General features: G+C 71.2%; 25 protein-coding genes. 13 read left to right on the top strand and 12 right to left on the bottom strand.

Translation table 11 applies throughout. The annotated features are described in order from the left end of the window. The first annotated feature begins 36 nt into the window (after positions 1 to 36). From ACK1X7_RS37890 to ACK1X7_RS37860, 7 genes are all read left to right on the top strand, one after another. A complete protein-coding gene (locus ACK1X7_RS37890) occupies positions 37 to 183 on the top strand; it encodes a hypothetical protein (protein WP_385149051.1) in 147 nt (48 codons plus the stop codon). After that, positions 180 to 269, top strand: a complete 90-nt coding sequence (gene kdpF, locus ACK1X7_RS37885) for a K(+)-transporting ATPase subunit F (protein ID WP_385149054.1) — start codon at positions 180 to 182, stop codon at positions 267 to 269. Before ACK1X7_RS37890 ends, kdpF begins: the two co-directional genes overlap by 4 nt. Beyond that, positions 269 to 1,933, top strand: a complete 1,665-nt coding sequence (kdpA, locus tag ACK1X7_RS37880) for a potassium-transporting ATPase subunit KdpA (RefSeq protein ID WP_385149057.1) — start codon at positions 269 to 271, stop codon at positions 1,931 to 1,933. Before kdpF ends, kdpA begins: the two co-directional genes overlap by 1 nt. Beyond that, positions 1,933 to 4,002: a potassium-transporting ATPase subunit KdpB gene (gene kdpB / locus ACK1X7_RS37875; protein ID WP_413116328.1), complete on the top strand. Its 2,070-nt coding sequence runs from the start codon at positions 1,933 to 1,935 to the stop codon at positions 4,000 to 4,002. The genes kdpA and kdpB overlap by 1 nt, the downstream gene beginning before the upstream one ends. A gap of 65 nt (positions 4,003 to 4,067) precedes the next feature. Continuing rightward, positions 4,068 to 4,697 carry a potassium-transporting ATPase subunit KdpC gene (gene kdpC, locus ACK1X7_RS37870; protein ID WP_390794488.1) on the top strand — a complete coding sequence of 210 codons (630 nt, stop codon included), beginning with the start codon at positions 4,068 to 4,070 and terminating at the stop codon, positions 4,695 to 4,697. Between the two features lie 70 nt (positions 4,698 to 4,767). Further along, positions 4,768 to 5,367, top strand: a complete 600-nt coding sequence (locus ACK1X7_RS37865) for a TetR/AcrR family transcriptional regulator (protein WP_385149066.1) — start codon at positions 4,768 to 4,770, stop codon at positions 5,365 to 5,367. A gap of 192 nt (positions 5,368 to 5,559) precedes the next feature. Continuing rightward, positions 5,560 to 6,324, top strand: coding sequence for an SDR family NAD(P)-dependent oxidoreductase (locus ACK1X7_RS37860; protein ID WP_385149069.1), 765 nt, complete (start codon positions 5,560 to 5,562; stop codon positions 6,322 to 6,324). Between the two features lie 138 nt (positions 6,325 to 6,462). On the opposite strand, the gene ACK1X7_RS37855 is transcribed toward ACK1X7_RS37860, so the two are convergent. The 7 genes from ACK1X7_RS37855 to ACK1X7_RS37825 form a co-directional block, all read right to left on the bottom strand. Beyond that, positions 6,463 to 7,263 (bottom strand): HD domain-containing protein, encoded by an 801-nt coding sequence (locus ACK1X7_RS37855; protein ID WP_390794490.1) that lies wholly within the window; start codon positions 7,261 to 7,263, stop codon positions 6,463 to 6,465. 56 nt (positions 7,264 to 7,319) lie between these two features. Further along, entirely contained in the window at positions 7,320 to 8,270 is a 951-nt protein-coding gene (locus ACK1X7_RS37850) for a DNA-3-methyladenine glycosylase I (protein ID WP_413116327.1), read from the bottom strand. Beyond that, positions 8,267 to 9,727 carry a glucose-6-phosphate dehydrogenase gene (gene zwf, locus ACK1X7_RS37845; protein WP_390794492.1) on the bottom strand — a complete coding sequence of 487 codons (1,461 nt, stop codon included), beginning with the start codon at positions 9,725 to 9,727 and terminating at the stop codon, positions 8,267 to 8,269. The genes ACK1X7_RS37850 and zwf overlap by 4 nt, the downstream gene beginning before the upstream one ends. Continuing rightward, positions 9,724 to 10,758: a phosphogluconate dehydrogenase (NAD(+)-dependent, decarboxylating) gene (gene gnd / locus ACK1X7_RS37840; protein WP_385149083.1), complete on the bottom strand. Its 1,035-nt coding sequence runs from the start codon at positions 10,756 to 10,758 to the stop codon at positions 9,724 to 9,726. Before gnd ends, zwf begins: the two co-directional genes overlap by 4 nt. Before the next feature lie 27 nt (positions 10,759 to 10,785). Next, positions 10,786 to 12,834 carry a transketolase gene (gene tkt, locus ACK1X7_RS37835; protein WP_398158666.1) on the bottom strand — a complete coding sequence of 683 codons (2,049 nt, stop codon included), beginning with the start codon at positions 12,832 to 12,834 and terminating at the stop codon, positions 10,786 to 10,788. A 230-nt stretch (positions 12,835 to 13,064) separates the two neighbouring features. After that, complete coding sequence (locus ACK1X7_RS37830) at positions 13,065 to 13,826, bottom strand: FAD-dependent oxidoreductase (protein ID WP_385149089.1); 762 nt, start codon at positions 13,824 to 13,826, stop codon at positions 13,065 to 13,067. A 184-nt stretch (positions 13,827 to 14,010) separates the two neighbouring features. Beyond that, on the bottom strand, positions 14,011 to 14,256 hold the full coding sequence (locus ACK1X7_RS37825) for an FAD-dependent oxidoreductase (protein ID WP_413116326.1): 246 nt from the start codon (positions 14,254 to 14,256) through the stop codon (positions 14,011 to 14,013). A gap of 92 nt (positions 14,257 to 14,348) precedes the next feature. On the opposite strand from ACK1X7_RS37825, the gene ACK1X7_RS37820 reads away from it, so the two are divergent. Further along, positions 14,349 to 15,023, top strand: coding sequence for an HAD family hydrolase (locus ACK1X7_RS37820; protein WP_385149092.1), 675 nt, complete (start codon positions 14,349 to 14,351; stop codon positions 15,021 to 15,023). Positions 15,024 to 15,077: 54 nt separating this feature from the next. Here the strand turns inward: ACK1X7_RS37820 and ACK1X7_RS37815 are convergent, their stop codons facing one another. Then, positions 15,078 to 15,488 carry a winged helix-turn-helix transcriptional regulator gene (locus tag ACK1X7_RS37815; RefSeq protein WP_385149095.1) on the bottom strand — a complete coding sequence of 137 codons (411 nt, stop codon included), beginning with the start codon at positions 15,486 to 15,488 and terminating at the stop codon, positions 15,078 to 15,080. A gap of 183 nt (positions 15,489 to 15,671) precedes the next feature. Between ACK1X7_RS37815 and ACK1X7_RS37810 the strand changes: the two genes are divergently transcribed. After that, a complete protein-coding gene (locus ACK1X7_RS37810; protein WP_390794495.1) occupies positions 15,672 to 16,532 on the top strand; it encodes an SDR family oxidoreductase in 861 nt (286 codons plus the stop codon). Positions 16,533 to 16,921: 389 nt separating this feature from the next. Continuing rightward, complete coding sequence (locus tag ACK1X7_RS37805; protein WP_413116325.1) at positions 16,922 to 18,424, top strand: sensor histidine kinase; 1,503 nt, start codon at positions 16,922 to 16,924, stop codon at positions 18,422 to 18,424. Between the two features lie 42 nt (positions 18,425 to 18,466). On the opposite strand, the gene ACK1X7_RS37800 is transcribed toward ACK1X7_RS37805, so the two are convergent. Together ACK1X7_RS37800 and ACK1X7_RS37795 are read right to left on the bottom strand one after the other, a co-directional pair. Next, complete coding sequence (locus ACK1X7_RS37800; RefSeq protein WP_385149103.1) at positions 18,467 to 19,234, bottom strand: alpha/beta fold hydrolase; 768 nt, start codon at positions 19,232 to 19,234, stop codon at positions 18,467 to 18,469. 59 nt (positions 19,235 to 19,293) lie between these two features. After that, positions 19,294 to 20,175, bottom strand: a complete 882-nt coding sequence (locus ACK1X7_RS37795) for a helix-turn-helix domain-containing protein (protein WP_413116324.1) — start codon at positions 20,173 to 20,175, stop codon at positions 19,294 to 19,296. A gap of 38 nt (positions 20,176 to 20,213) precedes the next feature. Between ACK1X7_RS37795 and ACK1X7_RS37790 the strand changes: the two genes are divergently transcribed. Next, the gene (locus ACK1X7_RS37790) at positions 20,214 to 21,299 is read left to right on the top strand and encodes a LacI family DNA-binding transcriptional regulator (protein ID WP_398158663.1); all 1,086 of its coding nucleotides are present in this window, start codon (positions 20,214 to 20,216) and stop codon (positions 21,297 to 21,299) included. A 22-nt stretch (positions 21,300 to 21,321) separates the two neighbouring features. Here the strand turns inward: ACK1X7_RS37790 and ACK1X7_RS37785 are convergent, their stop codons facing one another. Next, the gene (locus tag ACK1X7_RS37785; protein ID WP_413116323.1) at positions 21,322 to 22,203 is read right to left on the bottom strand and encodes a LysR family transcriptional regulator; all 882 of its coding nucleotides are present in this window, start codon (positions 22,201 to 22,203) and stop codon (positions 21,322 to 21,324) included. 191 nt (positions 22,204 to 22,394) lie between these two features. On the opposite strand from ACK1X7_RS37785, the gene ACK1X7_RS37780 reads away from it, so the two are divergent. Both ACK1X7_RS37780 and ACK1X7_RS37775 read left to right on the top strand, forming a co-directional pair. Continuing rightward, positions 22,395 to 23,252, top strand: coding sequence for an EamA family transporter (locus tag ACK1X7_RS37780; protein ID WP_385149118.1), 858 nt, complete (start codon positions 22,395 to 22,397; stop codon positions 23,250 to 23,252). Then, positions 23,249 to 23,881, top strand: coding sequence for an NAD(P)-dependent oxidoreductase (locus tag ACK1X7_RS37775; RefSeq protein ID WP_413116322.1), 633 nt, complete (start codon positions 23,249 to 23,251; stop codon positions 23,879 to 23,881). Before ACK1X7_RS37780 ends, ACK1X7_RS37775 begins: the two co-directional genes overlap by 4 nt. Before the next feature lie 208 nt (positions 23,882 to 24,089). Here the strand turns inward: ACK1X7_RS37775 and ACK1X7_RS37770 are convergent, their stop codons facing one another. After that, positions 24,090 to 25,982 (bottom strand): amidohydrolase, encoded by a 1,893-nt coding sequence (locus ACK1X7_RS37770; protein WP_413116321.1) that lies wholly within the window; start codon positions 25,980 to 25,982, stop codon positions 24,090 to 24,092. Positions 25,983 to 26,018: the final 36 nt, after the last annotated feature.

Raw genomic sequence — 26,018 nt, 5'->3', positions numbered from 1 at the left:
GGCGGGGCGTCGGGGTCGCGCTAACAAGGGGCGTCGGTGGCCGAGGTGATACGCGGTCACGGCGGCCCTTACGACCCGACCCACCGGGGAGTTGTCCGCATGTCAGATGTGGTGTTCATCGTCCTGACCATCGCCGTGTTCGCCGTCATCGGCGCGGTCGCGAAGGGGGCGGGCCGGCTGTGAGCGCCGACAACCTCGTGGGGCTGATCGTGGCCGGGGCCCTGCTCGGCTATCTGGTGCTGGCCCTGATCTTCCCGGAGAGGTTCTAGTGAGCGGCACCCTCGCGGGCTGGCTCCAGGTGCTGGCACTGGTGGCGGCCCTGGCCCTCTCCTACCGGCCGCTGGGCGACTACATCGCCCGCGTCCTCACCGCGCCCCGGCATCTGCGCGCCGAGCGGCTGGTCCACCGGCTGGCGGGGGTGGACGGGGACGCCGATCAGGGGTGGAGCGCCTATCTGCGCGGGGTGCTCGCGTTCTCCGCGGTCTCGGTGCTCTTCCTGTACGGATTCCTGCGGCTCCAGAACCATCTGCTGCTGTCGCTCGGCAGACCGCCGATGCCTCCGGCCCAGTCCTTCAACACCGCCGCCTCCTTCGTCACCAACACCAACTGGCAGTCGTACTCCGGCGAGGCGGCCCTGGGGCATCTGGTGCAGATGGCCGGGCTCGCGGTGCAGAACTTCGTCTCGGCGGCGGTGGGCATCGCCGTCGTCGCCGCCCTGATCCGCGGCTTCACCCGTAAGGAGACCGACCGGGTCGGCAACTTCTGGGTGGATCTGACGCGGATCGTGCTGCGGGTCCTGCTCCCCCTCGCGTTCGTCTTCGCGATCGTGCTGGCGGCGGGCGGTGTGATCCAGAACTTCCACGGCGCCGAATCCATCCCGGCCATCGCCGGGGGCCACCAGAGCGTCACCGGGGGCCCGGTGGCCTCGCAGGAGGTCATCAAGGAGCTGGGCACCAACGGCGGCGGCTTCTACAACGCCAACTCCGCCCACCCCTTCGAGAACCCCAACGCCTTCACCAACTGGCTGGAGATCTACCTCCTGCTGGTGATCTCCGCCGCGCTGCCGCGCACCTTCGGCCGGATGACCGGGGACAACCGCCAGGGCTACGCGATCGTGGCGGTCATGGCGCTGATCTGGGCCGTCTCGGTCGCCGTCGTCACCGTCACCGAGCTGCACAGCGTCAGCAGCCAGGCGGGCCACGCCGCGGGCGGTATGACGGAGGGCAAGGAACAGCGATTCGGCATCTGGGCCTCGGCCCTCTTCGCCGCCTCCACCACCCTCACCTCCACCGGCGCGGTCGACTCCGCCCACGACTCGTACGCGCCGTTCGGCGGCGGGATGACGATCTTCAACATGATGCTGGGCGAGATCGCGCCCGGCGGCACCGGATCCGGCCTCTACGGCATCCTCGTCCTGGCGGTCATCGCGGTGTTCGTGGCCGGGCTCATGGTGGGACGTACGCCCGAGTATCTGGGCAAGAAGCTGCGCGGGCGGGAGATGAAGTTCGCCTCCCTCTACATCCTGACCACCCCCGCGGTCGTGCTGGTCGGTGCGGGCCTGGCGATGGCGCTGCCCGGTGAGCGCGCGGGGATGCTCAACCCCGGGCCGCACGGCTTCTCCGAGGTGCTGTACGCCTTCACCTCGGCCGCCAACAACAACGGCTCCGCCTTCGCCGGACTCGGCGTCGACACCGTCTGGTACAACACCGCACTCGGCCTCGTCGTGCTCTTCGGCCGCTTCCTGCCGATGGTGTTCGTGCTGGCGCTGGCCGGGTCGCTCGCCGGGCAGGCCCCGGTGCCGGTCACGGCCGGGACGCTGCCCACCCACCGGCCGCAGTTCGTCGGTCTGCTGACCGCCGTGGTCCTCATCGTCGTCGGCCTCACCTACTTCCCCGCTCTCTCGCTGGGACCGCTCGCGGAAGGGCTCCAGTAGTGTCCTCACCGTCCCGCCCCGTCTCCGGCGGTCTGCTCGACCCGAAACAGCTCCTCGCCTCCCTCCCCGACGCCGCCAGGAAGCTGGACCCGCGGGGCATGGTCAGAAGCCCGGTGATGTTCGTGGTGGAGGTCGGCGCGCTGCTCACCACCGCGCTGGCCTGCCGGAGTCCCAGCGTGTTCGCCTGGGTCATCACCGTATGGCTCTGGCTGACCGTCCTCTTCGCCACGCTGTCGGAGGCCGTCGCCGAGGGGCGGGGCAAGGCCCAGGCGGAGACGCTGCGGCGGACGAAGACCGCCACGGTCGCCCGCCGGCTCGTGGACTGGCGGCCGGGGGCGACGGATGCGGCGGAGGAGGAGGCACCGGCCGCGGAACTGCGGCTGGGCGACCATGTGCTGGTCGAGGCGGGGCAGCTCATCCCCGGGGACGGGGACGTGGTCGAGGGCGTCGCCTCGGTCGACGAGTCGGCGATCACCGGCGAGTCGGCGCCGGTCATCCGCGAGTCCGGCGGCGACCGTTCGGCGGTCACCGGCGGTACGAAGGTGCTGTCGGACCGGATCGTCGTGAAGATCACCTCCAAGCCCGGCGAGACCTTCATCGACCGGATGATCGCGCTGGTGGAGGGCGCGGCGCGGCAGAAGACGCCGAACGAGATCGCGCTGAACATCCTGCTCGCCTCGCTCACCATCATCTTCCTGCTCGCCGTGGTCACCCTTCAGCCGTTCGCGATCTACGCCCGGGCCGAGCAGTCCATCGTGGTCCTGGTCGCGCTGGTGGTCGCGCTCATCCCCACCACCATCGGCGCGCTGCTGTCCGCGATCGGCATCGCCGGTATGGACCGCCTCGTCCAGCGCAATGTCCTCGCCCTGTCCGGCCGCGCCGTCGAGGCCGCGGGGGACGTCAACAGCCTGCTGCTGGACAAGACCGGCACCGTCACGTTCGGCAACCGGCAGGCCGCCGAGTTCCTGCCGGTGGGCGGGACGGCGGTCGAAGAGCTGGCGGACGCCGCCCAGTTGTCGTCGCTGGCCGATGAGACGCCGGAGGGCCGTTCGGTCGTGGTCCTGGCGAAGGAGACGTCCGGGCTGCGGGCGCGGGACGAGGGTGAGCTGGGCGAGGCCCGGTTCGTGCCCTTCACCGCCCAGACCCGGATGAGCGGGGTGGACATCGGCGGCCGTCAGGTGCGCAAGGGCGCCGCCTCGGCCGTCGCCGGCTGGGTGGCCGGGCACGGTGGCCGGTCCGGCGCCGATGTCCAGGCGGTCGTGGACCGGATCTCGCAGGAGGGCGGCACCCCGCTGGTGGTGGCCGAACGTGCCGACGGCGCGGCCGCCCGGGTGCTCGGCGTCATCCACCTCAAGGACGTGGTGAAGCACGGGATGCGGGAGCGGTTCGATGAGCTGCGGCGGATGGGCATCCGCACGATCATGATCACCGGCGACAATCCGCTGACCGCGCGGGCCATCGCGGAGGAGGCCGGGGTGGACGACTTCCTGGCGGAGGCCGCGCCCGAGGACAAGATGGCGCTCATCCGGCGGGAGCAGGCGGGCGGCAAGCTGGTGGCGATGACCGGCGACGGCACCAACGACGCCCCGGCGCTGGCGCAGGCGGACGTCGGGGTGGCCATGAACACCGGTACGTCGGCCGCCAAGGAGGCCGGGAACATGGTCGACCTGGACTCCGACCCCACCAAGCTCATCGAGATCGTGGAGATCGGCAAGCAACTGCTCATCACACGTGGCGCGTTGACCACCTTCTCCATCGCCAACGACGTGGCGAAGTACTTCGCCATCATCCCCGCGATGTTCACCGTGGTCTATCCGGGCCTGGAGAAGCTCAACGTCATGCGGCTGCACAGCCCGACGTCGGCCATCGCCTCCGCGATCATCTTCAACGCGCTGATCATCGTCGCGCTGATCCCGCTCGCCCTGCGCGGTGTCCGCTACCGGCCCTCCTCGGCGGCGGACCTGCTCGGCCGCAACATCGGGGTCTACGGCCTCGGTGGGCTCGTGCTGCCCTTCCTCGGCATCAAACTCATCGACCTGGTCATCCAGTTCATCCCCGGACTCCGCTGACCGACTGCCCGCCAGGACGACCCGTCAGGACAACCAGTCAGGACGACCCGGAAGAAGGCACCGCCATGACCCGCTCGCTTCCCACCGCGGTCCGTACCCACCTGTCCGCCCTGCGGATCCTGCTCGTGCTCACCGTCGTCACCGGCGTCCTCTACCCGCTCGCCGTCACCGGAGTGGCCCAGGGCGCCTTCCCGCACGAGGCCAACGGCTCACGGATCACCCGGCACGGCACGGTCATGGGCTCCAGCCTGATCGGCCAGAACTTCGCCCTCCCCAAGGCACACCCGGGGAATCCCAAGGAGACGCTCAGGCCCGATCCCGCCTGGTTCCAGCCCCGCCCGTCCGCCGGCGGCTACGACCCCCTGGCCACCGGCGCCTCCAACCTCGGCCCCAACAACCCGGTCCTGGTGCGGTCGGTCGAGGCGCGGCGGGCCGCGATCGCGAGGTTCGACGGTGTCGCCCCCAGGGACGTCCCGGCCGACGCGGTCACCGCCTCCGGCTCCGGCCTCGATCCGCATATCTCCCCGGCGTACGCCTATGAACAGGTGAACCGGGTCGCCAAGACCCGCGGTCTGCGACCGTCGACCGTGCACGCGCTGGTCACCGCCCACGTCGAGGACCGCGTACTCGGCTTCCTGGGCGAGCGGCGGGTGAACGTCGTCCAGCTCAATGCCGCGCTGGCCGACCACGGATGAGGCGCCCGGCCCCTGACCAGGAACCTCGCTCAGTAGACTGGACCAGTCAGTCCAGTCGAGAGGGGACGTCATGCGCAAGGAGCTGACGGCAAAGGGGAAGGCCACCCGGAACCGGATCATCGAGGGCGCGGCCGCGGTGCTGCGCGAGAAGGACGTGTCGATCGCCACCCTCGATGACGTCATGGCTCGCACCCACACCAGCAAGAGCCAGTTGTTCCACTACTTCCCCACCGGGAAGGACGAGCTGCTGCTGGCGGTCGCGTACCACGAGGCCGACCAGGTCCTCGCGGACCAGCAGCCCTATCTCGGGTGCCTGGACTCCTGGGAGGCGTGGCAGCGGTGGCGCGATGTGGTGGTCGAGCGCTACGAGGAGCAGGGCGAGGAGTGTCCGCTGGGCTCGCTGGTCCTGCATCTCGGCCGCTCCACCCCGGGCGCCCGGGATGTGGTGGTGGCATTGATGCGCCAGTGGCAGGGGAGCCTGGCCACCGGTATCCGGGCCCTCCAGACGGCCGGACACCTGCCCGCCGATCTGGACGTCGAGCACCGCGCGGCCGCCCTGCTGGCGGGCATCCAGGGCGGCGTGGCGATTCTCCAGTCGACCGGCCGGGCCGAGCATCTGCGGGCCGCGCTCGATCAGGGCATCGGGGATCTGCGGCGCGCCGCGGCCTGACCGGGGTGGCGGCGGGCGGGCGGGTCGCCCCGGCCCGCGACGAATGGACTTGCAAGTCCATTTTTTTCTTCGCACAGTGGCATGGCCCCCGGGCGGATCCGGGCGGTGCCCGCGCGTACGACCCGACCGAGATCGAGGTCGTGTCCCGCGGGACATCGATGGTGCGGGTAACGAGCGTGGCAGGAGCGCGTGATGAGTGGACGGCTGAAGGACAAGAGGGCGCTGGTAACCGGTGCGACCAGCAACATCGGACGGGCGATCGCGGAGCTGTTCGCCGCCGAGGGCGCACACGTGATCGTGTCCGGGCGCAGCGCCGAGCGGGGCGCGGAGGTCGTCGGCGCCATTCGCGCGCGGGGCGGCCGGGCCGACTTCGTACAGGCGGATCTGGACGGAAGCGCGGAGGCGTCCCGCGCCCTGGCCGAGGCGGCGACGTCCGCCTTGGGCGGGGGCATCGACGTCCTGGTCAACAACGCCGGTGTCTACCCCGGTGACAGCACCGCGGACACCGATGAGCAGACCTTCGACCGCGTCTACGCGGTGAATGTGAAGGCGCCGTTCCTCCTGACCGCCGCGGTCGCCCCGGCCATGGCCGAGGCCGGTGGCGGGGCGATCATCAATCTGGGGTCCTGGGTCGCCCGGCTGGGCATCCCCGTCGGCGCGCTCTACAGCTCCTCCAAGGGCGCGATGGAGACCCTGACGCGCGCCTGGGCCGCCGAGTTCGGCCCGCGCGGGGTGCGGGTGAACGCGATCTCTCCCGGAGTGGTCCACACCCCCGTACCCGGCGAGGTGCACCCGGGCGACGTCATGATGAACGGCACCCCGGCCGGGGGCATCGGAAGTCCGCAGGCCATCGCGCACGCCGCGGTCTATCTCGCCGGTGACGAGGCCGCGTTCGTCCACGGCATCGTGCTGGACGTCGACGGCGGTCGCACCACGGCGGCCGTCATCGCGGCGTAGCGGCCGAACGGTCGCGGCACGGCGTACGCCTACGACCCGACCCTCATCCGGCCGGTGGACCGGACCCATGGGGCGCCGCGCCAACCTCGCGCGGCGCCCTCGCCCGCCGTCCGGTGGCGCCGTACCGGGACGGCTCCATCACTCCGTGAAGGGCGCGGCGAGCACCAGATCCTCCACGGTGGGCACCGCGAAATCGGGGATATGACGGCGGCCGACCTCGGCGAAGGGGTGCATCAGCTCCGCCATGGGCTTGGTGCGGCACAGCGAGATCATCTTGTCGACCGCGTCCTTCTTGAAGCCCTTCCTGGGGAAGGTGGTGAGCACGTCCTGAAGAGCGTCGGACGGGATCTGCTTCAGGTCGTTTCCGGCGAAATCCATACCGGAGCCCACGGAGATCATGGCGATCTCCGGCCTCTTCCGCGTCGCGATGCCGACGCTGGTGTGCAGGGCGATCGCGTCCCAGACCACTTCCGCTCGTTCGGCGGGCATATACCGTTGCGTCAGGAACTTCCGCGCGGCATCGGCGCCGTCGACCTCGAAGCGCTCGGTCGGGGTCTGGAACGCCTCCATCAGTCCGAGGTCATGCAAAACCGCGGCGAGGAATACGAGTTCCCGGTCATAGGCGACGCCGCGCCGGTCGAATATCAGAGAGGCGAAGAGATACGTCCGCAGGGAATGATTGAAGATTGTCTCGGAGCACACGCCTTGTGCGTAGGTCGCGGCTTCCCGGGCGAGTCTGCTATCGGGGATGCGGACTCCGGCCACGGTCGAGGGCAGGGTGCCCGCTGCCGACTTCGCCCCCGTGGTGCGTGCGGCGGCAGGCGTGGCGGATGCCGCGGTGGTGAGCGCGGATATCGCTCCCACCGCGGCGATACCGGCGCCGTGTTGCAGCACCGTGCGCCGGGCGAAATTCTTTGTGCTCTTGTTCCCGTCGGTCATGTGAGGAGCTTTCTCGTCAGCGGTTGATGCCAAGAGCCTATGAATGCCCCGACGAGTCAAACAGCGGCGAGAATGCCAAACAGCTCCCGATTCTCGCCACCCGAGACACGCCTCGGCGAGGTGGGTCCCGGTCCTCCGGAGACAACCGTCGAACCAGCGGGCGCGGCGATCGCCTGGAGCGGCACATCGGACAGCGGGAAACCGGGCGTCCCGAACACAAAGCTGCCGAAGAAGGTCAGGTAGACGCCGCTGGACATCTGAAGCAGCGGGTTGAAGTCCCTGATCGGGTCGAGCCCGCCAGGCAGGCGCGGCCGCCTCGGCGCAGCATGGCCAGGGGGTAGCTCCGTATAGACGAGGCTGTCCGGTCCACCGAACTTCTCGATCACGATGCGAGACCCCCATTTCACCGTAGCCCCGCGGATGGCCGCTCGCGATCGGACGGGCCTCCAGCCCGACTTCGCGGGACAGCCGTCGACATGGTCGTCGACGACCCCCACCGCCTGGAGATAGGCGTAGACGATCGTGGTGCCGACGAAGGTGAACCCGCGGCGCTTGAGGTCCTTGGCGATGCGGTCGGAGAGGTCTGTGCTGCTCGGAAGCGGATCGCCGGGCGACGGGTGGTTCACGATGGGGGTGCCCTTCACCCAGTCCCACAGGTAGGTGTCGAAAGAGCCGAAGGCTTCCTGGATGCCGAGGAAGGCGCGGGCGTTCTTCACTGTCGAGGCGATCTTCAGCCGGTTGCGGATGATGCCGTCGTTCGCGAGCAGCTCGTCCAGCCGTGACCGGCCGTAGGAGGCGATGATCTCGGGGTCGAATCCGTCGAGGGCGCGGCGGTAGTTCTCGCGCTTGTTGAGCACGGTCGACCAGGACAGCCCCGCCTGGGCCCCTTCCAGGAGGAGCATTTCGAACAAGTGCCGATCGTCGTGGGCGGGGCGGCCCCACTCCGCGTCGTGGTAGGCCGCCATCGCGTCAGAGCTCAGCGCCCATGCGCAGCGTCGGTCGGTCATGTGCCGGTTCCGGTTCCGGGGAACATCTGGACGGCTTCCGGCAGATGCCACGGGTGTGGTGCGATCAGGTCGGTGATGGCCGGTTCCGGGCCCCATGAGCCGGGGGCGTACGGCTGGACCGGCGGTGGGTTCTCGAGGAGGGGCGTGGACGCCCGCCAGATGTGTTCGATGCCGTCGGACCGGGTGAACAGCGACTGGTCGCCCAGCATGGCGTCCAGGATCAGGCGTTCATAGCCTTCGAGTCCGTTCTCCTCGCAGAAGGAGCCGGCGTAGCCGAAGGACATCGTCGCCGGTTCGAGCCGCATGGCGGGGCCGGGCTCCTTGGCGAGGAAGGCGGCGGCGATCCACCCGGGGTCCCCGAAGTCGATCACGATCTTGTTGCCGCGGTCCTGCCGCTGAGCGGCGAGGTCGGTGGCGAACATCCGCAGTGGCGGTTCGCGCAGTCCGAGGGTGATCACCTGGCGGCGCTGGGCGAGGTTCTTGCCGGAGCGCAGATGGAACGGGACTCCGGCCCACCGCCAGTTGTCCACCTCCATTCGCAGCGCGGTAAAGGTCTCGGTCGACGAGTCGGGGGCGACCCCCGGTTCGTCGCGGTAGCCCTCGTACTGGCCGCGCACGGCATGCGCGGGTTCGATGGGGCGCAGCGCCTCGAAGACCTTGTCCTTCTCGTCGCGCAACGGCTGGGCGGCGAGCGAGACCGGTGGGTCCATCGCCACGATGCCGAGCACCTGGATCAGATGCGTGACGATCATGTCGCGGAAGGCCCCGGTGCCTTCGTAGAAGTGGGCACGGCCTTCGAGGCCGAGCGTCTCGGGCACATCGATCTGCACATAGCTGATGTGGTCCCGGTTCCAGATGGGTTCGAACATCCCGTTGGCGAAGCGGAGGGCGAGGATGTTGTCCACCGACTCCTTGCCGAGGAAGTGATCGATGCGGAAGACCCGGGTTTCGTCGAACACGGTGTGGATCGTCTCGTTGAGCGCCTGTGCCGACGCGAGATCGGTGCCGAAGGGCTTCTCCACGATCACCTTCGCGTCCTTTGCCAGGTCCGTGTCGCCGAGCAGGCCGATGATGGACGCGAACGCCGAGGGCGGAATGGCCAGGTGGAACAGTCGGCGTGACGGCCCGCCGAGGGAGTCCTCCGCGGCCCGTACGGCGGCGAGCAGCGGGCCCGGGTCCTGCGGGTCGGCGGCGCCGAAGGACAGCGACTCCTCGAAGGTCTTCCACACCGGCCCGGTCGGCTTGGACCGTCCGAAGGTGGCGACCGCGTCATGTGCCAGGGTGCGGAACGCGTCGTCGCTCATGGCGGAACGGGCCGGTGTCGAGCCCACGATGCGGTAGTTGTCGGGCAGGAGGCCCGCCGTGGCGAGGTGGAACAGCCCGGGCAGGAGTTTGCGCTTGGCGAGGTCCCCCGTGGCGCCGAAGAGCACGATCACATGGTCGTCCGGGCCGCTCATCGCCCACTCCGCTTCTCGGCGTGTCCGCCGAACTCGCTGCGCATGGCGGACAGCACCCGGTCGGCGAACTCGCCGAGACCCCGGGACGCGAACCGGTCGGTGAGCGCCGTGGTGATCACGGCGGCGGGTACGCCCTCGTCGACCGCGGCCCGTACCGTCCATCGCCCTTCACCGGAGTCCGAGACGCGCCCGGTGAACTCGTCCAGCTTCGGTGACCGGGCCAGCGCGTCCGCGGTGAGGTCGACAAGCCAGGAGCCCACGACCGAGCCGCGCCGCCACACCTCGGCGACCTCGCCGACGTCGATCTCGTACTGGTACGCCTCCGGCTCGCGCAGCGGGGTGGTCTCCGCGTCCGCGGAGCGCTTGCGCAGCCCGGCGTCCGCGTGCTCGATGATGCTGAGCCCCTCGGCGATCGCGGCCATCATTCCGTACTCGACCCCGTTGTGGACCATCTTCACGAAGTGGCCGGCCCCGCTCGGACCGCAGTGCAGATAGCCTTCCGGCGCCGACCCGTTGGCGTGTCTGCTCGGTGTCGGCTCGGCGGTGCCGGTGCCGGGCGCGATGGTCCGGAAGATGGGGTCGAGCCGGGTCACGGGCTCCTGCTCGCCGCCGATCATGAGGCAGTAGCCGCGCTCAAGTCCCCATACACCGCCCGATGTTCCGCAGTCCAGATAGTGCAGCCGGTGCGGCGCGAGCTGGGCCGCGCGGGTGATGTCGTCGCGGTAGTAGGAGTTGCCACCGTCGATGACCGCGTCGTCCGGGTCGAGGAGGTCGGTGAGCTGATCGAGGGTGGACTGTACGACGGCGGCGGGCAGCATCAGCCAGACGGCCCGTGGCCGCTCCAGCTTCGCCACCAGATCGCCGAGTGAGCGGGCGGCGACGGCGCCCTCGCCCTCCAGCTCCCTGACCGCGCTCTCGTTGACGTCATAGACCACACAGTGGTGGCCGTCGCGCGTCAGCCGGCGTACGAGGTTCGCACCCATCCGGCCGAGCCCGATCATGCCGAGCTGCATGGGGGTGTCGGTAGCCATGTGCTCTCCTGTCACGTCATGGCCCGCTCAGCCCGGAGCCACCAGCTCGCGCGCCACCTGCGCGACGCGCTCCGGGGTGAATCCGAACTTCGTGAGCAGTTGTTTGAGGGGTGCGGAGGCGCCGAAGGTGTGCATTCCGACGATGGCCCCGCCGGGGCCGACATACCGGTCCCAGCCGAAGGTGGAGCCCTCTTCCACCGCGACCCTCCGGGTCACCGCGGGTGGCAGCACCCGGTCGCGGTACTCCCTCGGCTGACGGTCGAACAGCTCCCAGCACGGCATGCTCACCACTCGGGAGGCGATGCCCTCGGCGGTGAGCTCCTCGTGCGCGGCCAGGGCGAGCGCCACCTCGGAGCCGGTGGCGAGCAGGATCACCTCGGGCTCGCCCCGGTCCGTGTCCGCCAGCACATAGGCACCCCACGCGACACCACTGGCCGCCGCGAGCCGATCGCGGTCCAGGGTGGGCAGGGGCTGGCGGGAGAGGACCAGCGCGGCCGGCTCCCGGCGGAGGGCGGCGACCACCCGCCAGGTCTCGACGACCTCGTTCGCGTCGGCCGGGCGGAAGACCAGCAGCCCGGGCGTGGCGCGCAGCCCCGCGAGCTGCTCGACGGGCTGGTGGGTGGGGCCGTCCTCGCCGACCCCGATGGAGTCGTGGGTGAAGATGTGCACGGTGGGGATCTCCATCAGCGCGGAGAGGCGGATGGCCGCCTTGGCGTAGTCGGAGAAGATCAGGAATCCGGACCAGTACGGGCGGAGCTTGGTCAGCGCCATTCCGTTGGCGACGGCGGCGGACGCGTGTTCCCGGACACCGAAGTGCAGATTGCGCCCGGACCGGACCCCGGGCTGGAAGTCGCCCGTTCCCCCGAAGGTCAGCCGGGTCTTGGTCGACGGCGTCAGGTCGGCGGACCCGCCGAGGACCCAGGGCACCGCCTTGGCCACCGCGTTCAGCACCTGACCCGAAGAATCGCGGCTGGCCAGGCCCTTCGGATCGGCCGGGAAGGTGGGCAGCGCGGTGTCCCAGCCGTCCGGGAGCTCACGGCGCTGGATGCGCTCCAGCTCGTCGGCGAAATCGGGGTACGCACCGCGATAGGCGTCGAACATCTTCTCCCAGTCGGTGCGCAGTTCGGCGCCGCGGGCGCCGATGCCCCGGGCGAACCAGTCGGGCACACCGTCGGGTACGTGGAAGTCGGCGTCCGGCGGAAGGCCGAGGACGCGCTTGGTGGCTCTGACCCCCTCCGGCCCGAACGGCGCTCCATGTGCCTTCGGTGAGTCCTCGACCGGTGAGCCGTAGCCGATGTGGCTGTGGACGAGGATCAGGGTCGGGCGGGCTGCCTCGGCATGGAAGGTGTGGAAGGCGCGGCTGATCCGGTCGAGGTCGTTGGCGTCGGCGACGGTGGTCACGTTCCAGCCGTAGGCCAGGAAGCGGGCGGCGACGTCCTCGGTGAAGGTGATGTCGGTGTGGCCCTCGATGGTGACCCGGTTGGAGTCGTAGATCCAGCACAGGTTGGACAGCCGCAGGTGTCCGGCCAGCGACGCCGCCTCGGAGGAGACGCCCTCCATCATGCAGCCGTCCCCGGCGAGCGCGTACACATCGAAGCCGAAGAGCGGGAAGTCCGGGCGGTTGAACCGCGCCGCCAGCCAGCGGCCGGCGATCGCCATGCCCACGGAGGTGGCGACTCCCTGACCGAGCGGGCCGGTGGTGGTCTCGACGCCGCTCGTCCACCGGTACTCGGGGTGGCCGGGGCAGCGCGAGTCGAGCTGCCGGAAGGACTTGAGATCGTCGAGGGTCACCGCCGGACGGCCCAGTACCTCGTACTCGGGGTCGACCGTGCGCACGCCGGTCAGATGGAGGAGCGACCAGAGCAGGGCGGAGGCGTGGCCCTCGGAGAGCACGAAACGGTCACGGTTCGGCCAGATCGGATCGGCGGGGTCGAAGCGAAGGAACCGCTGCCACAGGGTGTACGCGAGGGGCGCCATCCCCATCGGCGTGCCGGGGTGCCCCGAATTCGCCTTCTGCACCGCGTCCATGCACAGTCCGCGGATCGTGTTCACCGACAGCGTGTCCAGGTCGGTCATGGCCGCCCTCCGTGCGCTCGATGGATGTCTGCGCGCTCGATGGCTGTCTGCGCTTGTGCACTGCGTCCACGGGCCTGGCCATAAGGGCCGGAGCCGAGCGGCGGCCGTGCGATGGGGCGGGTCCGGTTGGGGAGGGACCGCCGTGCCAGACACGATGGTGGGGCGTTCGGCCGAGTGTGGGCCATCTCGTGTGCCCACTGCCACCAGCCTAGGCTCGCCCGTATCCACCCTCAACTTCGGCCGCCGGGGCTCGCGGGTGTCCGCAGGCGGGTCCGGAGACGTGTCGCGAGGACGTCGTTGAAGGCTTCGGTGGAGCTGGGGTGGGTGTAGACGGCGTTGCGGAGCTCATGCGCCCTGATGCCGTGCCGCATGGCGAGCGCGACGGTGTTGATCATCTCCTGCGCGTCCACGCTGAGCAGGGCGGCGCCCAGGATCTCGTCGGTCTCGGCGTCGAGCACGAACTTCATCATCCCGCGGGTGTCCTCGACGATGTACGCACGCGGCATCGCCGCGATCTCGGCGACCGGCCGGCTCGCGATCCTCACCTGGTGCCCCGCGGCCCGGGCCTGTTTCTCGGTGAGCCCGACGGAGGCCAGCGGCGGGGTGATGAAGACGGTGTGCGGGATGGCGACCCGGTCGTCGGTGGAGCGCTTGCCCTCGCCGAGAAGCTGGTCGAGGACGATACGGCTGTCGTCGAGGGAGACATAGGTGAACTCCGGCCCGCCGTTGACGTCTCCGAGGGCGAAGATATGCGGCCTGCTGGTGCGCAGATGCTCATCGACCTCGACCGCCCCGCGCTCGGTGACGCGCACACCGGCGGCCTCCAGCGCCAGATCGCCGATGACCGGTGCGCGGCCGGTGGCGGCCAGGACCGCGTCGGCCTCCACCGTGTGCGGTCGGCCGTCCTTTTCGTAGACGACGGTCGCCGAGCTTTCGCCGTCCCGGACTTCCGTGGTGTGCGCACCGGTGACGATCTCGATGCCCTCGTCCAATCAGGATCGTCTCGGCGATGATCGTCAGGGGTCCGTCGGCGCATTCGACCCGCACGGTGTGCGGATCGGTGAACGCCGCGGCTCCGGTGAGCACCGTGACGGTGTCCAGGCCGTCCAACGCGTCGTAGTTCTCGCCGCGGAACAACTTGGTCAGCGCCTGTACCTCGGTGACGGAGCGCTCGTATCACTCCTGTGGCACGTCCTGCGGGCGGCGTTTGTGGGAGTGGTGGACCAGTGCCTTGCTCGGCACACAGCCGACGTTCGGGCAGGTGCCGCCGTACATCTTCGCCGACCGCTCGACCATCACCACGCGCCGGCCGAGCTTGCCCAGCGTCGCGGCCACCGTCTTGCCGCCCTTGCCAAAACCATCTCCAGGCGGAATCTCCTCGCCATGGAGCTGGAATCGGTTCGGGGGCGCTAGCTCCGTCATGTCAACCGCACCACCAACGCCGCGGCGACGCAACTGGCCGCCCCCGGCGCCATCACGCACCCTGGAGACAGGCGGAGCCGGAGGAGAATGCCATGGCCGGACCGATAGCAGCGCTCTTCGACATCGACGAAACGCTGGTGCACACCGGAGGCTCGGGAAAACGGAGTTGGGCCTGGGCGTTCGACCGGCTGCACGGTGTGGCCGCCGATATCGGGGACCACACCTCGGCCGGGGAGACCGATCCACAGGTCGGCCGGAAAACCTTCCGGGCCGTGCTCGGCCGCGAGCCCAGTCACGATGAGATGGCCCGCCTCTACGCCGCGTATCTCTGGCATCTGTCGGAGGACATCCGGGTGTCGGAGGGGTATCGCGTCCTGGACGGCGTCGAGGACACCCTGCGGCGGATCACGGACGCGGGGATCATCCTCGGGCTGATCTCCGGCGCGATGGAGGGCGCGGCCAGGATCAAGATGGAACCGGGCCGACTGGGCCGCTATTTCGTCTTCGGCGCCTACGGTTCGGACTCCCCGGACCGGGCGGAGATCACCCGGCTGGCGATGGCCAAGGCCGCCCGGCTGCACGGACACGATCTGGCCCGCTCCGACGTCTACGTGATCGGGGACACCCCTCGCGACATCGAGGCCGCGCGCGCGGCGAACGCGACCGCGGTCGGGGTCGCCAGCGGCCACTACACCGCCGAGGAGCTACGGGCCGCCGAGGCCGACCACGTACTCACCTCGCTGACCGAACCGTTCCCCCACATCTGAGCCGGGAACGAGCGGGCCGACCGCCGGCCCTCGCCCCGGCTCAGCCGCCCCGGCTCAGCCGCCTCGGCCTTCCGACTCGGGCGAGGCTTCTTTGCCCTGGTCGTAGGCGGCCCGCGCCTCCAGGACCTCGTTCATGTGAAGCATCGACCAGTCCGTCAGCGCCAGCAGCGGCCCGCGCAGGGTCACGCCCAGTTCGGTGAGCTCGTACTCGACCCGGGGCGGGATCTCGGGATGGACGGTCCGGCGGACCAGACCGTCCCGCTCCAGGGCGCGCAGCGTCTGCGTGAGCATCTTCTCGCTCACCCCGTCCAGCCTTCTGCGCAGCGCCGTGTACCGCTTGGCGCCGGAATTCGCCAGTTCGCCGAGGACGAGCACGGTCCACTTGTCGCCGATGCGGTCGAGGACGTCACGGGACGGACAGCCTCCGGCGTACGGATCCCAGTCGGTGCGCGGTGCATTCGCCATGCCCGTGTTCTCCTCAGCCTCGTTCACCGGCCTCGTCCGGCTTCTCCGACACGCCAGCCTACTCGATGCTCTCTTTTGGAGAGTTACCCAACCAAAAAGTGGTCACTTCCCAATGGGGAGTCTCTCGGATGTACTTCCGAGGGGCGTTCAAGCCCCTCGGAACTACGTACCAGGAGTAGAGACATGTCCATCGCCGTTACCGGAGCCACCGGCCAGCTCGGCCGACTCGTCGTGGCGGACCTGCTGCGCCGCGGAGTGGCGCCGCACGACATCATCGCCACCGGGCGGAACACCGACCGGCTGGCCGATCTGGCCGAGCGGGGCGTCCAGGTGCGGCAGGCCGACTTCGCCGACTCCGCGGGCCTCGCCGAGGCGTTCAAGGGTGCGCGGAAGGTCCTGCTGGTGTCGACGACGACCGTCGGCGAGCGGTTCGACAACCACACCCGTGCCATCGACGCGGCCAAGCGGGCCGGTGCCGGACTGATCGCCTACACCAGCACGCTCAACGCACACTCCGCGAACATGATCCTGGCCGACGCCCATGCGAAGACGGAGCGGTATCTGCGCGACAGCGGCGTGGCCTGGGTCGTGCTGCGCAACGGCTGGTACCTGGACAACTACACGTCCCAGATCCCGGTCTATCTGGAGACCGGAGCCGTGCCCGGCAGTGCCGGTACCGGCCGGGTCAGCGCCGCCGCGCGACGCGACTACGCGGAAGCCGCGGCCACCGTCCTGACCTCCGAGGGCCACGCCGGCTCCGTGTACGAACTGGGCGGGGACACCGCCTTCACCCTCGCGGAGCTGGCCGCCGCGCTGTCCACCGCCTCGGGCCAGAGGGTCGTCTACAACGACCTCCCCGCCGAGCGGTACCGCGGTGCGCTGCTCGACGCCGGGCTGCCCGCCGAACTGGCCGAGGTCCTCGCCGACTCGGACCTCGGGCTGGGGCGCGGCGAGCTCTTCACCGTCTCCTCGGATCTGCGCCGGCTGATCGGCCGGCCCACCACCACCCTGGCCGACGCGCTCACCGAGGCTCTCGGCTCCTGACGTCCCGGCTCCGGTACGACGCCTGGCCACACGTCGTACCGGACCACGCAAGGGACACGAGGCGCTGGTGCTGCGTCTGCTGCCCGAGCACGGCCCGCTGACACGCGGTCAGTTGGGGACGCCGTGCGGGCTGTCCCGCACCACCGTGTACGACGTCGCCGGAGCGCTCATGGTCTCCGGCCCCGTCGTCCGGCGGTCCGCTCGGTATGGAGACACGGGTCATGACGATGATTTGATCGGTCTCCTCGGACGGACTCGTTCGGACGCCGCGAGACAGGGGTGAGCATGGCGGGCAGGGACGGGCGAGTGCCCAGGGTGGACGACGACGCGGCGGTACGGCGGTGGCCGCGGCACACGGACGGCGAGCGTCTGCCTGCCGGGGAGGCACCGTGAAGCTGTCCACCCGTATCGCCCTCGCGGTCGGCCTGAGCGTGCCCCTGCTGGTGCTGGCCTCCGGCTGGCTGCTGCTGCATCTGGTCACCGATGATCTGCGGGCGCGCCAGGACTCCCAGTTGCGCGCCCGCGCGACGGTCCTGGCCAAGAACGCCAAGGCGTACCTGGAGGTGGCCGGGGCCGACCGCCCGGTCATGGAGCAGGCGCGGCAGCGGCGGCTGGTCAACTCCGCGCGGGACGTGGGCGTCCGGCTGACCGCGCCCGGGGCCCCCGGGGGCACGGTCACGGCCGGTCCGCAGCCCGATCCGTTCCCCTCGCTGCCCCGCAGCGCGCCGAAGCCGGTCACCGTGGCCTCGGGCGACACGGACTGGCTGGCCCTGTCACTGCGGGTCGGTGCCGCGAAGAAGGGCAACGCGCCGCCGAATCTGTGGCTGTTCTCGCCGGACACCGCCGAGGAGGAGCTGGCGCTGGTGCGCCGGCGGGTGGTGCTCGGGGCGCTGCTGGCCGCGCCGCTGGCCGGGGCCACCACCTGGGCCATCGCCACCCGGGCGGTCCTGCCGCTGCGGCGGTTGCAGCGGCGTACCAGCGGCCTGGACCCCAGGACCAGCGCCACGCGCCTGGAGCACGCCCCGACCCGGATCGCCGAGGTCGACGACCTCGCGTACACCGTGCAGACGGTGCTCGCCCGCTACGACGAGCAGGTCCAACGCACCGGGGAGGCGCTGGCCACCGCCCGCGCGTTCGCCGCGAACGCGTCCCATGAGCTGCGCACCCCGCTGATGAGCATGCGCACCAACATCGACATCCTCACCGACCACCCCGGCCTGGATCCCGGCGACCGGGCGGAGGTGCTGGAGGACCTGGGGCGCGAGCACGCCCGGCTGCTCGGGCTGCTGGTGATGCTCAGGGCACTCGCGCAGGGCGATCTGGTCGAGGCGGACGCGTTCGCGTCGCTGGACCTGGCGGAGCTGGTGGACGCGTCGGTCTCCGATCTGCGGCGCACCCACGCGGGCGCCGAGGTGTCCGTAGACAGCACCACGGGGCTGCTGGTGCACGGCTGGGAGGAGGGGCTGCGCTCGGCGGTGGACAATCTGCTGACCAACGCCTGGACCCATGGCCGCGCCGCCGACGGTACGGCCCGTATCGAGGTCACCCTGCGCGCGTCCCGCGACCCGCGTGAGCCGGTCGCGGTGCTCACGGTGGACGACCACGGCCCCGGCATCCCTCCCGAGCGCCGCGAGGAGGTCTTCCAGCGGTTCCGGCGGGGCCCGGACAGCCCCGGCTCGGGCCTCGGCCTGACCCTGGTCGCCCAGCAGATCGACCTGCACCGGGGACGGATCGCCGTACTGGACCGGCCCGACGGGCGGCCCGGCACCCGCTTCGAGGTACGGCTGCCGGCCACCGATGTCCGGGACGTGGAGAGCACTCTGCTGCTCCTGCGCCGCGACTGGCTGACCGGCCGCCATCAGCTCGCACCCACCTCCGAAACCCAGATGTGAGCCGCCGGGACACCGGGCGCGGTCCCGGTCGGGGCCGCGGGGCTACTCACCCTTCATGACGTTCACGACCAGGTCGCAGAAGGCCGCGGGCTGTTCCAGCGGTGCGAGATGTCCCGCGCCCGGAATGACCACCACGCCATCCGCGCCCAGCTCATGCGCCAGGCTCTCGCCGCCCTCGAAGAAGTCGGGCATGTCGCGCTCGCCGACGCCCACCACGGCCGGGACGCCGAGGGTGCGCAGCGCGGCCGGGTCCTCGTCCAGCGGGTCCGCCACCTGGGCCGCTTCGCCATGGGTGAGCTGGGACCGCAACTGGTCGCGCAGCATGCGGGTCGCGTGCGCCCGCGCTTCGCGGGGTGCGTCCGCCGCCGTCCAGGCGTCGACCCCGGCCCGTACGGCGGCGTCGATGTCACCGGCGTCCAGTGCCGCTCTCTCGCTGTCCCAGGCCCGCCGCAGACGAGGGGAAGCTGGTTGGTCATGGGGGCGGTAGCCCACCAGGACCAGGCCCGCCACCCGGCCGGGTGCCGTGACAGCCACCTGGAGCGCCACCAGCGCGCCGAGCGAGTTCCCGGCCAGTACGAAGCGGTCGACCCCGAGGTGGTCGAGCGTGGCGAGGACGTCCGCCCAGGGTGCGACCACGCGCCCGTCGGGCACGAGCGCCGCACCGTGGCCGGGCAGGTCCAGGGCGATGGCCCGCACGCCGGCCTCGGCGAGCAGCGGAAGGTGCGCCCGCCACATGGTGCGGTCCGTGGGCCGGGCATGGAGCAGGACGACGGCGTGCCCGTGGCCCGCCTCGTCGAAGGGCAGCAGCATGGATCGGTCTTTCGTCGGTGAAGGTGCTCAAGGGGAGGTGGACTTGGCGGGCGTGGCCGTCATCCGGCGTCGGTGAGTTCGGTGCTCTGCCCGGCGGAGGTGGCGCTCTGCTCGGCGGAGGCGGCGCTCTGCTCGGCGAGCCGGCCCAGCAGGATCAGGCCATCGCCGCTGGTGCTGCCGGGCTCCGCGCTGTAGACGGACAGATGCTGGCCCGGGGCGCTGGTGACGGCCAGCGCTTCGAAGTGCAGATGGAGTTCACCGACCCGCGGGTGCCGGAAGTGCTTGTCCTCGTGGGTGCGCGGGCGGACCTCGTAGCGCGCCCACAAGGTGGCGAACGCGGGGCTGCGCACGCTCAGTTCGCCGACGACGCGTTCGATGCGCTCATCGCCCGGGAACCGCGACGAGGACGCCCGCAGATTGCTCACCGCGGTCCGTGCCGCCTTCTCCCAGTCGCCGTAGAACTCCTGGGCGAAGGGATCGAGGAAGATCATCCGCAGCAGGTTGTCGTAGCGGGCGAAACCGCGGTACAGCTCCCGCGCCATCGCGTTCGCGGCGAGGACGTCCTGGGCCGCGCCGACGACGAAGGCGGGCACGTCGTGCATGCCGTCCATCAGCCGCCGCAGCTCGGGACTGACGGTCGCCGTCGATGACCCGGACGGCCCGAGGACGGGCAGGCCGAGCCGGAACAGATGCGCCGCCGCCGCGTCGTCGAGCCTCAGCGCCCGCGCGATGGCCTGGAGCACCTGCTCGGACGGGTGCCGCTCACGGCCCTGCTCGAGCCTGATGTAGTAGTCCGTGCTCACCCCGGCGAGCAGCGCCACCTCATCGCGCCGCAGACCGGGAACCCGGCGGGAGGGGTCGTCGGGGAATCCCACGTCGGGCGGCGCGGTCATGGCACGGCGGGCGCGCAGATAGTCACCGAGTTTGTTCTCGCTCTCCACGACGGCCAGGCTAATCAGGACCAGGGAGCCGCGGGTGGGTGCGCCGCACCCACCCGGAGGTCGGCGGCTGCCTGCGCCGGGGGCGGTCGGGGGTGGCGCGGGAGCGTATTCTGCCGGGCGTGTCCAAGGTGACGATCGCGGAGGTGGCACGGGCGGCGGAGGTGTCGACCGCGACGGTGTCCAACGTGCTCAACGGCACGGGCCGGGTCTCGGAGCCGACGCGGGCCCGGGTGAAGGCGGTGGCCGGTGCGCTCGGCTACGGCCCGGCGGGCGGCGGCGGGCGCACCCTGGGGCTCGCGGTGACCGCTCATGGTGAGAGTGCGTGGGACTTCGCGAGCGTGCCGTACTTCGCCCGGGCCATCAGCGCGGCCACCATCGCCGCCCATCGGCATGGCTACGCGCTGATGGCGATGCCCTCGGGGCCCGCCGAGCACATGTGGCGCACCCTGCCGGCCGCCGGGGTGGTACTGGTGGACAGTCCGCCCAGCGACCCCGTGGTGCGGCTGCTGCGCGCCCGCGGCCTGCCGTTGGTGTTCGACGGCCGTCCCGGCGAGCTGCGGGCGCGGGAGACCTGGGTCGACACCGACCACGAGGCCATGACCCGCCGTGTCCTGGAACATCTGGCCGGGCAGGGCGCGGAGCGGATCGCGCTGATCGCCGGGCCCACCCAGGAGTACTACACCCGCGCGAGCGTGACGGCCTACCGGCGGTGGTGCTCGGGCACCGGGATGCGGCCGTGCGTGGTCCCGTTCGCCGAGGACGGCTCCGAGGAACCGCTGCTGGACGCCCTGCTGACCGGGGACGGCGGGCGGAGCAGGCCGGACGCGGTGTTCGCCCTGTACGACCCCTGTGGCCGCCAGGTCCTGGAGGCGGCCACGCGGTGCGGTCTCGCGGTGCCGGACGACCTGATGGTGGTGTGCAGCAGCGAGGACCCGGCCTACGGGCGCACCGACCCGCCCGTGTCCACGGTGTCGCTGGCCCCGGAGCAGGCCGGTGCGGCGGCCGTCGACGCGCTGGTGAGCCTGGTGGAGAACCCGCCGCACACCCCGCCGCCCGTGGTGATCGAGACCCGTCTGGAGGTCCGGTCCTCCTCGATGCGCCGGTCCCGCCGGGACGCGTCATGACCGATGCGCCGCGCCACGCGGGTCAGCCGTGCGCTGCCGGGATGTCGAGCGCGGCGAGGAAGGCGGTCGCCGCCGGGGTGCGGCTGAACCGGCTCCAGACGACGTACTCGACACGGGCCGGGGCGTCGGCCACCTCGATGGTGACGACACCGGCGAGATGGGGCACGTAGGCGGCGGGCACCATGGCCACGCCGAGGCCCGGCCGGACGAGCCGGGCGATGAAGTCCGCGCTGGTCACTTCGAAGCCGACGACACGGCCCAGCCCGGCGGCCTCGAAGGCCAGGTCGGACTGGGCGCGTCCGGCCGTCCCGGCCGGAAGGTCCACGAACACCTCGGAGGAGAGCCGGCGCAGGTCGACCTCCGATTCCCCGGCGATCGGATGGTCCGGCGCGACCACGGCGACGAGCCGGTCCCGCGCGAGTTCATGGGTGGCGACGCCTTGGGGGCGCGCCGTAGTGGGCAGCCCGAGGAACGCCACGTCGATGGCGCCTTCCTTGACCTGCTCGACGAGGTCGTCGCTCGCGGCCACCCGCAGCCTGATGCGCACCTGCGGGTACCGCTCGCGGAAGTCACGCAGCGCGCCGGGGATATCGACCGCGGTGACGGTGGAGATCACGCCCACGGCCAGCCGTCCGCGCACCTCTCCGACGGCCGCGGCGACCTCGGCGGCCGCGCGCTCTGCGGCGTCCAGACACTGCCTGGCGGCCGGGAGGAACGCCTCACCGGCCGGTGTCAGCCGCACCCGGCGGCTGGTGCGCTCGAAGAGTCTGGCGCCCAGTTCCCGCTCCAGGCGGGCGACTTGATGGCTGAGGGCGGACTGGACGACCAGACATCGTTCGGCGGCCCGGGTGAAGCTGTTGGTCTCGGCGACGGCGACGACGTAACGCATCTGCTGAAGCTCCATGGATCCATCGTGAATGAAGATGGATGGGGTGAAAAACATGTATTGGACTCATTGATTGCCGCTCGATGAGACTGCGGGACATGACACGTCACACCACACGGGCGGTCTCCGGCGGAGCCGGCGGAATCCGCCACGGAAATCTCCGCCACGGAAATCTGCCACGCACCGCCCTGACCGCGCTCGCTCCCTCGGTGTGGGGCACGACCTATGTCGTCACCACCGAGCTTCTCCCCCACGGCCACCCACTGTTCGCGGGACTCCTGCGCGCGTTGCCCGCCGGGCTGATCGCGCTCGCGGTCACCCGCACCCTGCCGCGCGGAGCCTGGTGGGGGAAGGCCGCGGCGCTCGGCGTGCTGAACATCGGGCTGTTCCTGCCGCTGCTGTTCATCGCGGCCCAGCGCCTGCCGGGAGGCGTCGCCGCGACCCTGGCGGCGGCCCAGCCGCTCGTCGTCGCCGTCCTGGCCGTCACCGTGCTCCATGAGCGGCTGTCCGCCCGGCGGCTGGTGTGGGCCGTGGCGGGCGTCGTCGGCGTCGGCCTGGTGGTGATCGGGCCGGACGCGGCACTCGACACCGCCGGAATCGTGGCGGGCCTGGCCGGCGCGGCCACGATGGCACTCGGCGTGACGCTCACCAAGCGCTGGGGGCGCCCCGCCGACGTCGGTCCCGCCACTTTCGCCGGCTGGCAACTCACCGCGGGAGGGCTGTTTCTGCTGCCGCTCGCCTTCCTCGTCGAGGGATCGCCGCCCGCGATCGACCCGGCCGCCGCCCTCGGCTACCTGTGGCTGGGGCTGGTCGGCGGTCTGATCACCTACGCCCTGTGGTTCCAGGGCATCACCGCCCTGCCCGTCTCCTCGGTCGCGGTTCTCGCCCTGCTCTCGCCGCTGGTCGCCGCCGTTCTCGGCGCCGTCCTGCTCGGCCAGACACTCGGCCCGATCCAACTCGTGGGCTTCGCGCTCTCACTGGCCGCGATCGTCGCGGGACAGCTTCCGCCGCGCACCCGCTCGCACGACTCCGTTTCCACCCCCACCCCGGAAGGGACACCTCGATGAAGATCGCCGTCGTCGGAGCCGCGGGCATGGTCGGCTCACGCGTCGTCACCGAAGCCACGAGCCGGGGCCATGACCTCGTCGCGGTGTTCCGCGACAAGCCGCCCACCACCCTGCCGCCCGGGGCGACCGCCGCCGAGGGCGACGCGAACGACCCCGGCCGGATGAACCGGGTGTTCGCCGGAACCGACGCGATCGTGGCCGCCACCCGCCCCGCCCCCGGCCATGAACACACCGCCGTCACGACCACGACGGCGCTGCTCACCGCGGCCGCGACAGCCGGGACGCGCATACTCGTCGTCGGCGGCGCGGCACCCCTGCGGATCCCGGGACGCCCCGACCGGCTGGTGATCGACAGTCCGGAGTATGTGCCACCGGAGTTCCGCGCCATCGCCGCCGCCAGCGCCGCCCAACTGGACGCCTGCCGGGCGCATCCGGCCGACTGGGTCTATCTCAGCCCGCCCGCCGTCCTCGAACCCGGAGAGCGCACCGGAACCTACCGACGCGGCACCACGACCCTCATCACCGGCGCCGACGGCGCGTCCCTCATCTCGGCCGAGGATCTCGCCGTGGCCGTCCTCGACGAGCTCGAGAGCCCGAGCGAGGACGAACACTTCACCGTCGGCTACTAAGGGGGCCCGGCCCCGGGCCCCCACCGGGGCTCCGCCCCGGACCCAGCTCCTCAAACGCCGGAGGGGCTGGATTGCGTCCCCCGGGGTCCGGGGCGGAGCCCCAGTTGAGGGAAGGGGCGGGGAGGGGAATAGCCCGCCGCAGGCATCACGATCCGCCGGACACCCCCTGGGCCCGGCGAGGCAGGCGGTATGCCAGGTGGCCAGGCCGTCAGCTCTGGCAGCCGCAGGCGGCATGGCGGCCGTGCACGGAGGCGAGGGAGGCGGGCCGGGCCCCGAACGAGGTGGCGGAGGTCCGCGCGTCCGGCTGATCCGCGTCCCAGATCCGCCTGCCGCCCGCCAGTGTCAGCCGCACCTTCGTACCGGTGATGTCCTTGACCGGCACCCGGGTCACATCCCGGTCCAGCACGATCACATCGGCGGCCCGGCCCGGGGTGAGCACACCGGTCTCACCGTCGATGCGGAGCTGATGGGCCGAGCCCGCCGTGTGCATGCGCAGGCTGGTGGTCCGGCTGATGCTCTCCCGCTCCGGGTACAGCGCCCCGTCGTCGCCCTTCCGGTCGATGGCGGTGCGGATCTGGTTGAAGGAGTCGAGCGGGTCCACCGGCCAGTCCGATCCCCCGGACAGCGCCGCGCCGTGCCGCTCCAGGCTGCGTGCCGGATACATCAGCCGGTGGCGCTCCGGGCCGATGTAGGGCAGGAGGGAATCCACCGTCCACACATCGCGAATCGCCCACTGCAACTGCATGCAGGCGACCACGCCCAGCGGCGCGAAGCGCCGGAAGTCGTCCGGGTGCACGATCTGGAGATGGGCGATGGTGTGCCGGTTGCCACGGCGGCCGTTGGCCCGTATCGCCGCCTCGTAGCCGTCCAGCGCGGTGCGCACCGCGCGGTCACCGATGGCGTGCGCGTGCATCTGCCAGCCGGCCCGGTCCAGTACGGCCGACAGGCGCCCGTACTCGGTGGAGCTGACGTACAGGTCGCCGCGGTTGTCGGTGGGCTTGCCGTGGCCGTCGAGGTACGGCTCCAGCAGTGCGGCGGACTGCGCGGGGTACTCGATCACTCCGTCGAGGAAGACCTTCGCGGTCCCGAAGCACAGGCCCGGCACCTCCGCGTACTTCTTTCGCTGCTCCTCGACGTAGGCCAGCGCGGCCTTCGGGTCACGGATGAGGTCGAGGTCCAGGCGCAGCGCCGGGATGACCCGCTGGAGCAGCCGGCCCGAGTCGGCCAGGCCCGCATAGGTGCCGAGTCCTTCGGCCTCGGTGGCCGCGTCCATGTACGTGGTGATGCCGCTGGACGCCGCGTGGCGGAGGGCCTTCGCCTCGGCGGCGAGCAGCTTGTCCTTGTCCGGCGGCGGAATCACCCCCTCGGCGATGTCCTGCGCGGTGTCCTTCAGCAGTCCGGACGGCGCTCCGGCCGAGTCGTGGACGATGCGGCCACCGGCCGGGTCCGGGGTACTCGACGTGATCTTCGCCAGCTCCAGGGCGCGCTTGTTGACCCAGGTGTTGTGGGCGTCCGAGCCCCTGAGCGCGATCGGCCGGTGGGTCGGCAGCGCGTCCAGGATGCGGTGGTGGGTCTCGGTCCCGGCGGGCAGGCCGACCGGGTTCCAGTCCTCCACCACCAGCCAGCCGTCCGGCTCCTGGTCCTTGCTCGCGTTCAGGAACTCGGTGAGCTTCGCCTGGAGTGCGGCAACGGTGTACGTCTCATCGCCGAGCGAGGGGTTGAGGGAGCGCGACCCGGCGTCCAGGCAGTGTGCGTGCGCATCGATGATCCCCGCCATGACGGTGCCACCGCGGGCGTCGACGAAGTCCGTGTCCCTGCCGGCCAGCCGCCGCACCAGGGCCGCCGGGCCGACCGCGAGGATCTTCCCGTCCCTCCCCACGGCGATGGCCTCCTGCTGCGGCACATGCGGCAGACCGGTCAGCACCCGCCCACCGTGGATGATCGTCGCGGCCGAACGACGGGATCCCGACGAGCCACGGGATCCGGACGAGCCACGGCCGGAGGCCGCGAACGCCTCGGAGCCGCCCAGCCCGAGGGCACCCGCGACACCCGCCGCGCCCGCGGCCGACAGAAAACGACGGCGGGCCAGGTCAAAGCCCATGCTCACTCCCTGAGTGTGATGAGGTAATGACGCGCC

This window comes from Streptomyces sp. CY-1, assembly GCF_047218265.1.
Classification (GTDB): Bacteria; Actinomycetota; Actinomycetes; order Streptomycetales; family Streptomycetaceae; genus Streptomyces; species Streptomyces niphimycinicus.
The sequence above is the reverse complement of the archived record's forward strand: the minus strand, read 5'-3'. Positions and strand labels throughout refer to the sequence as shown.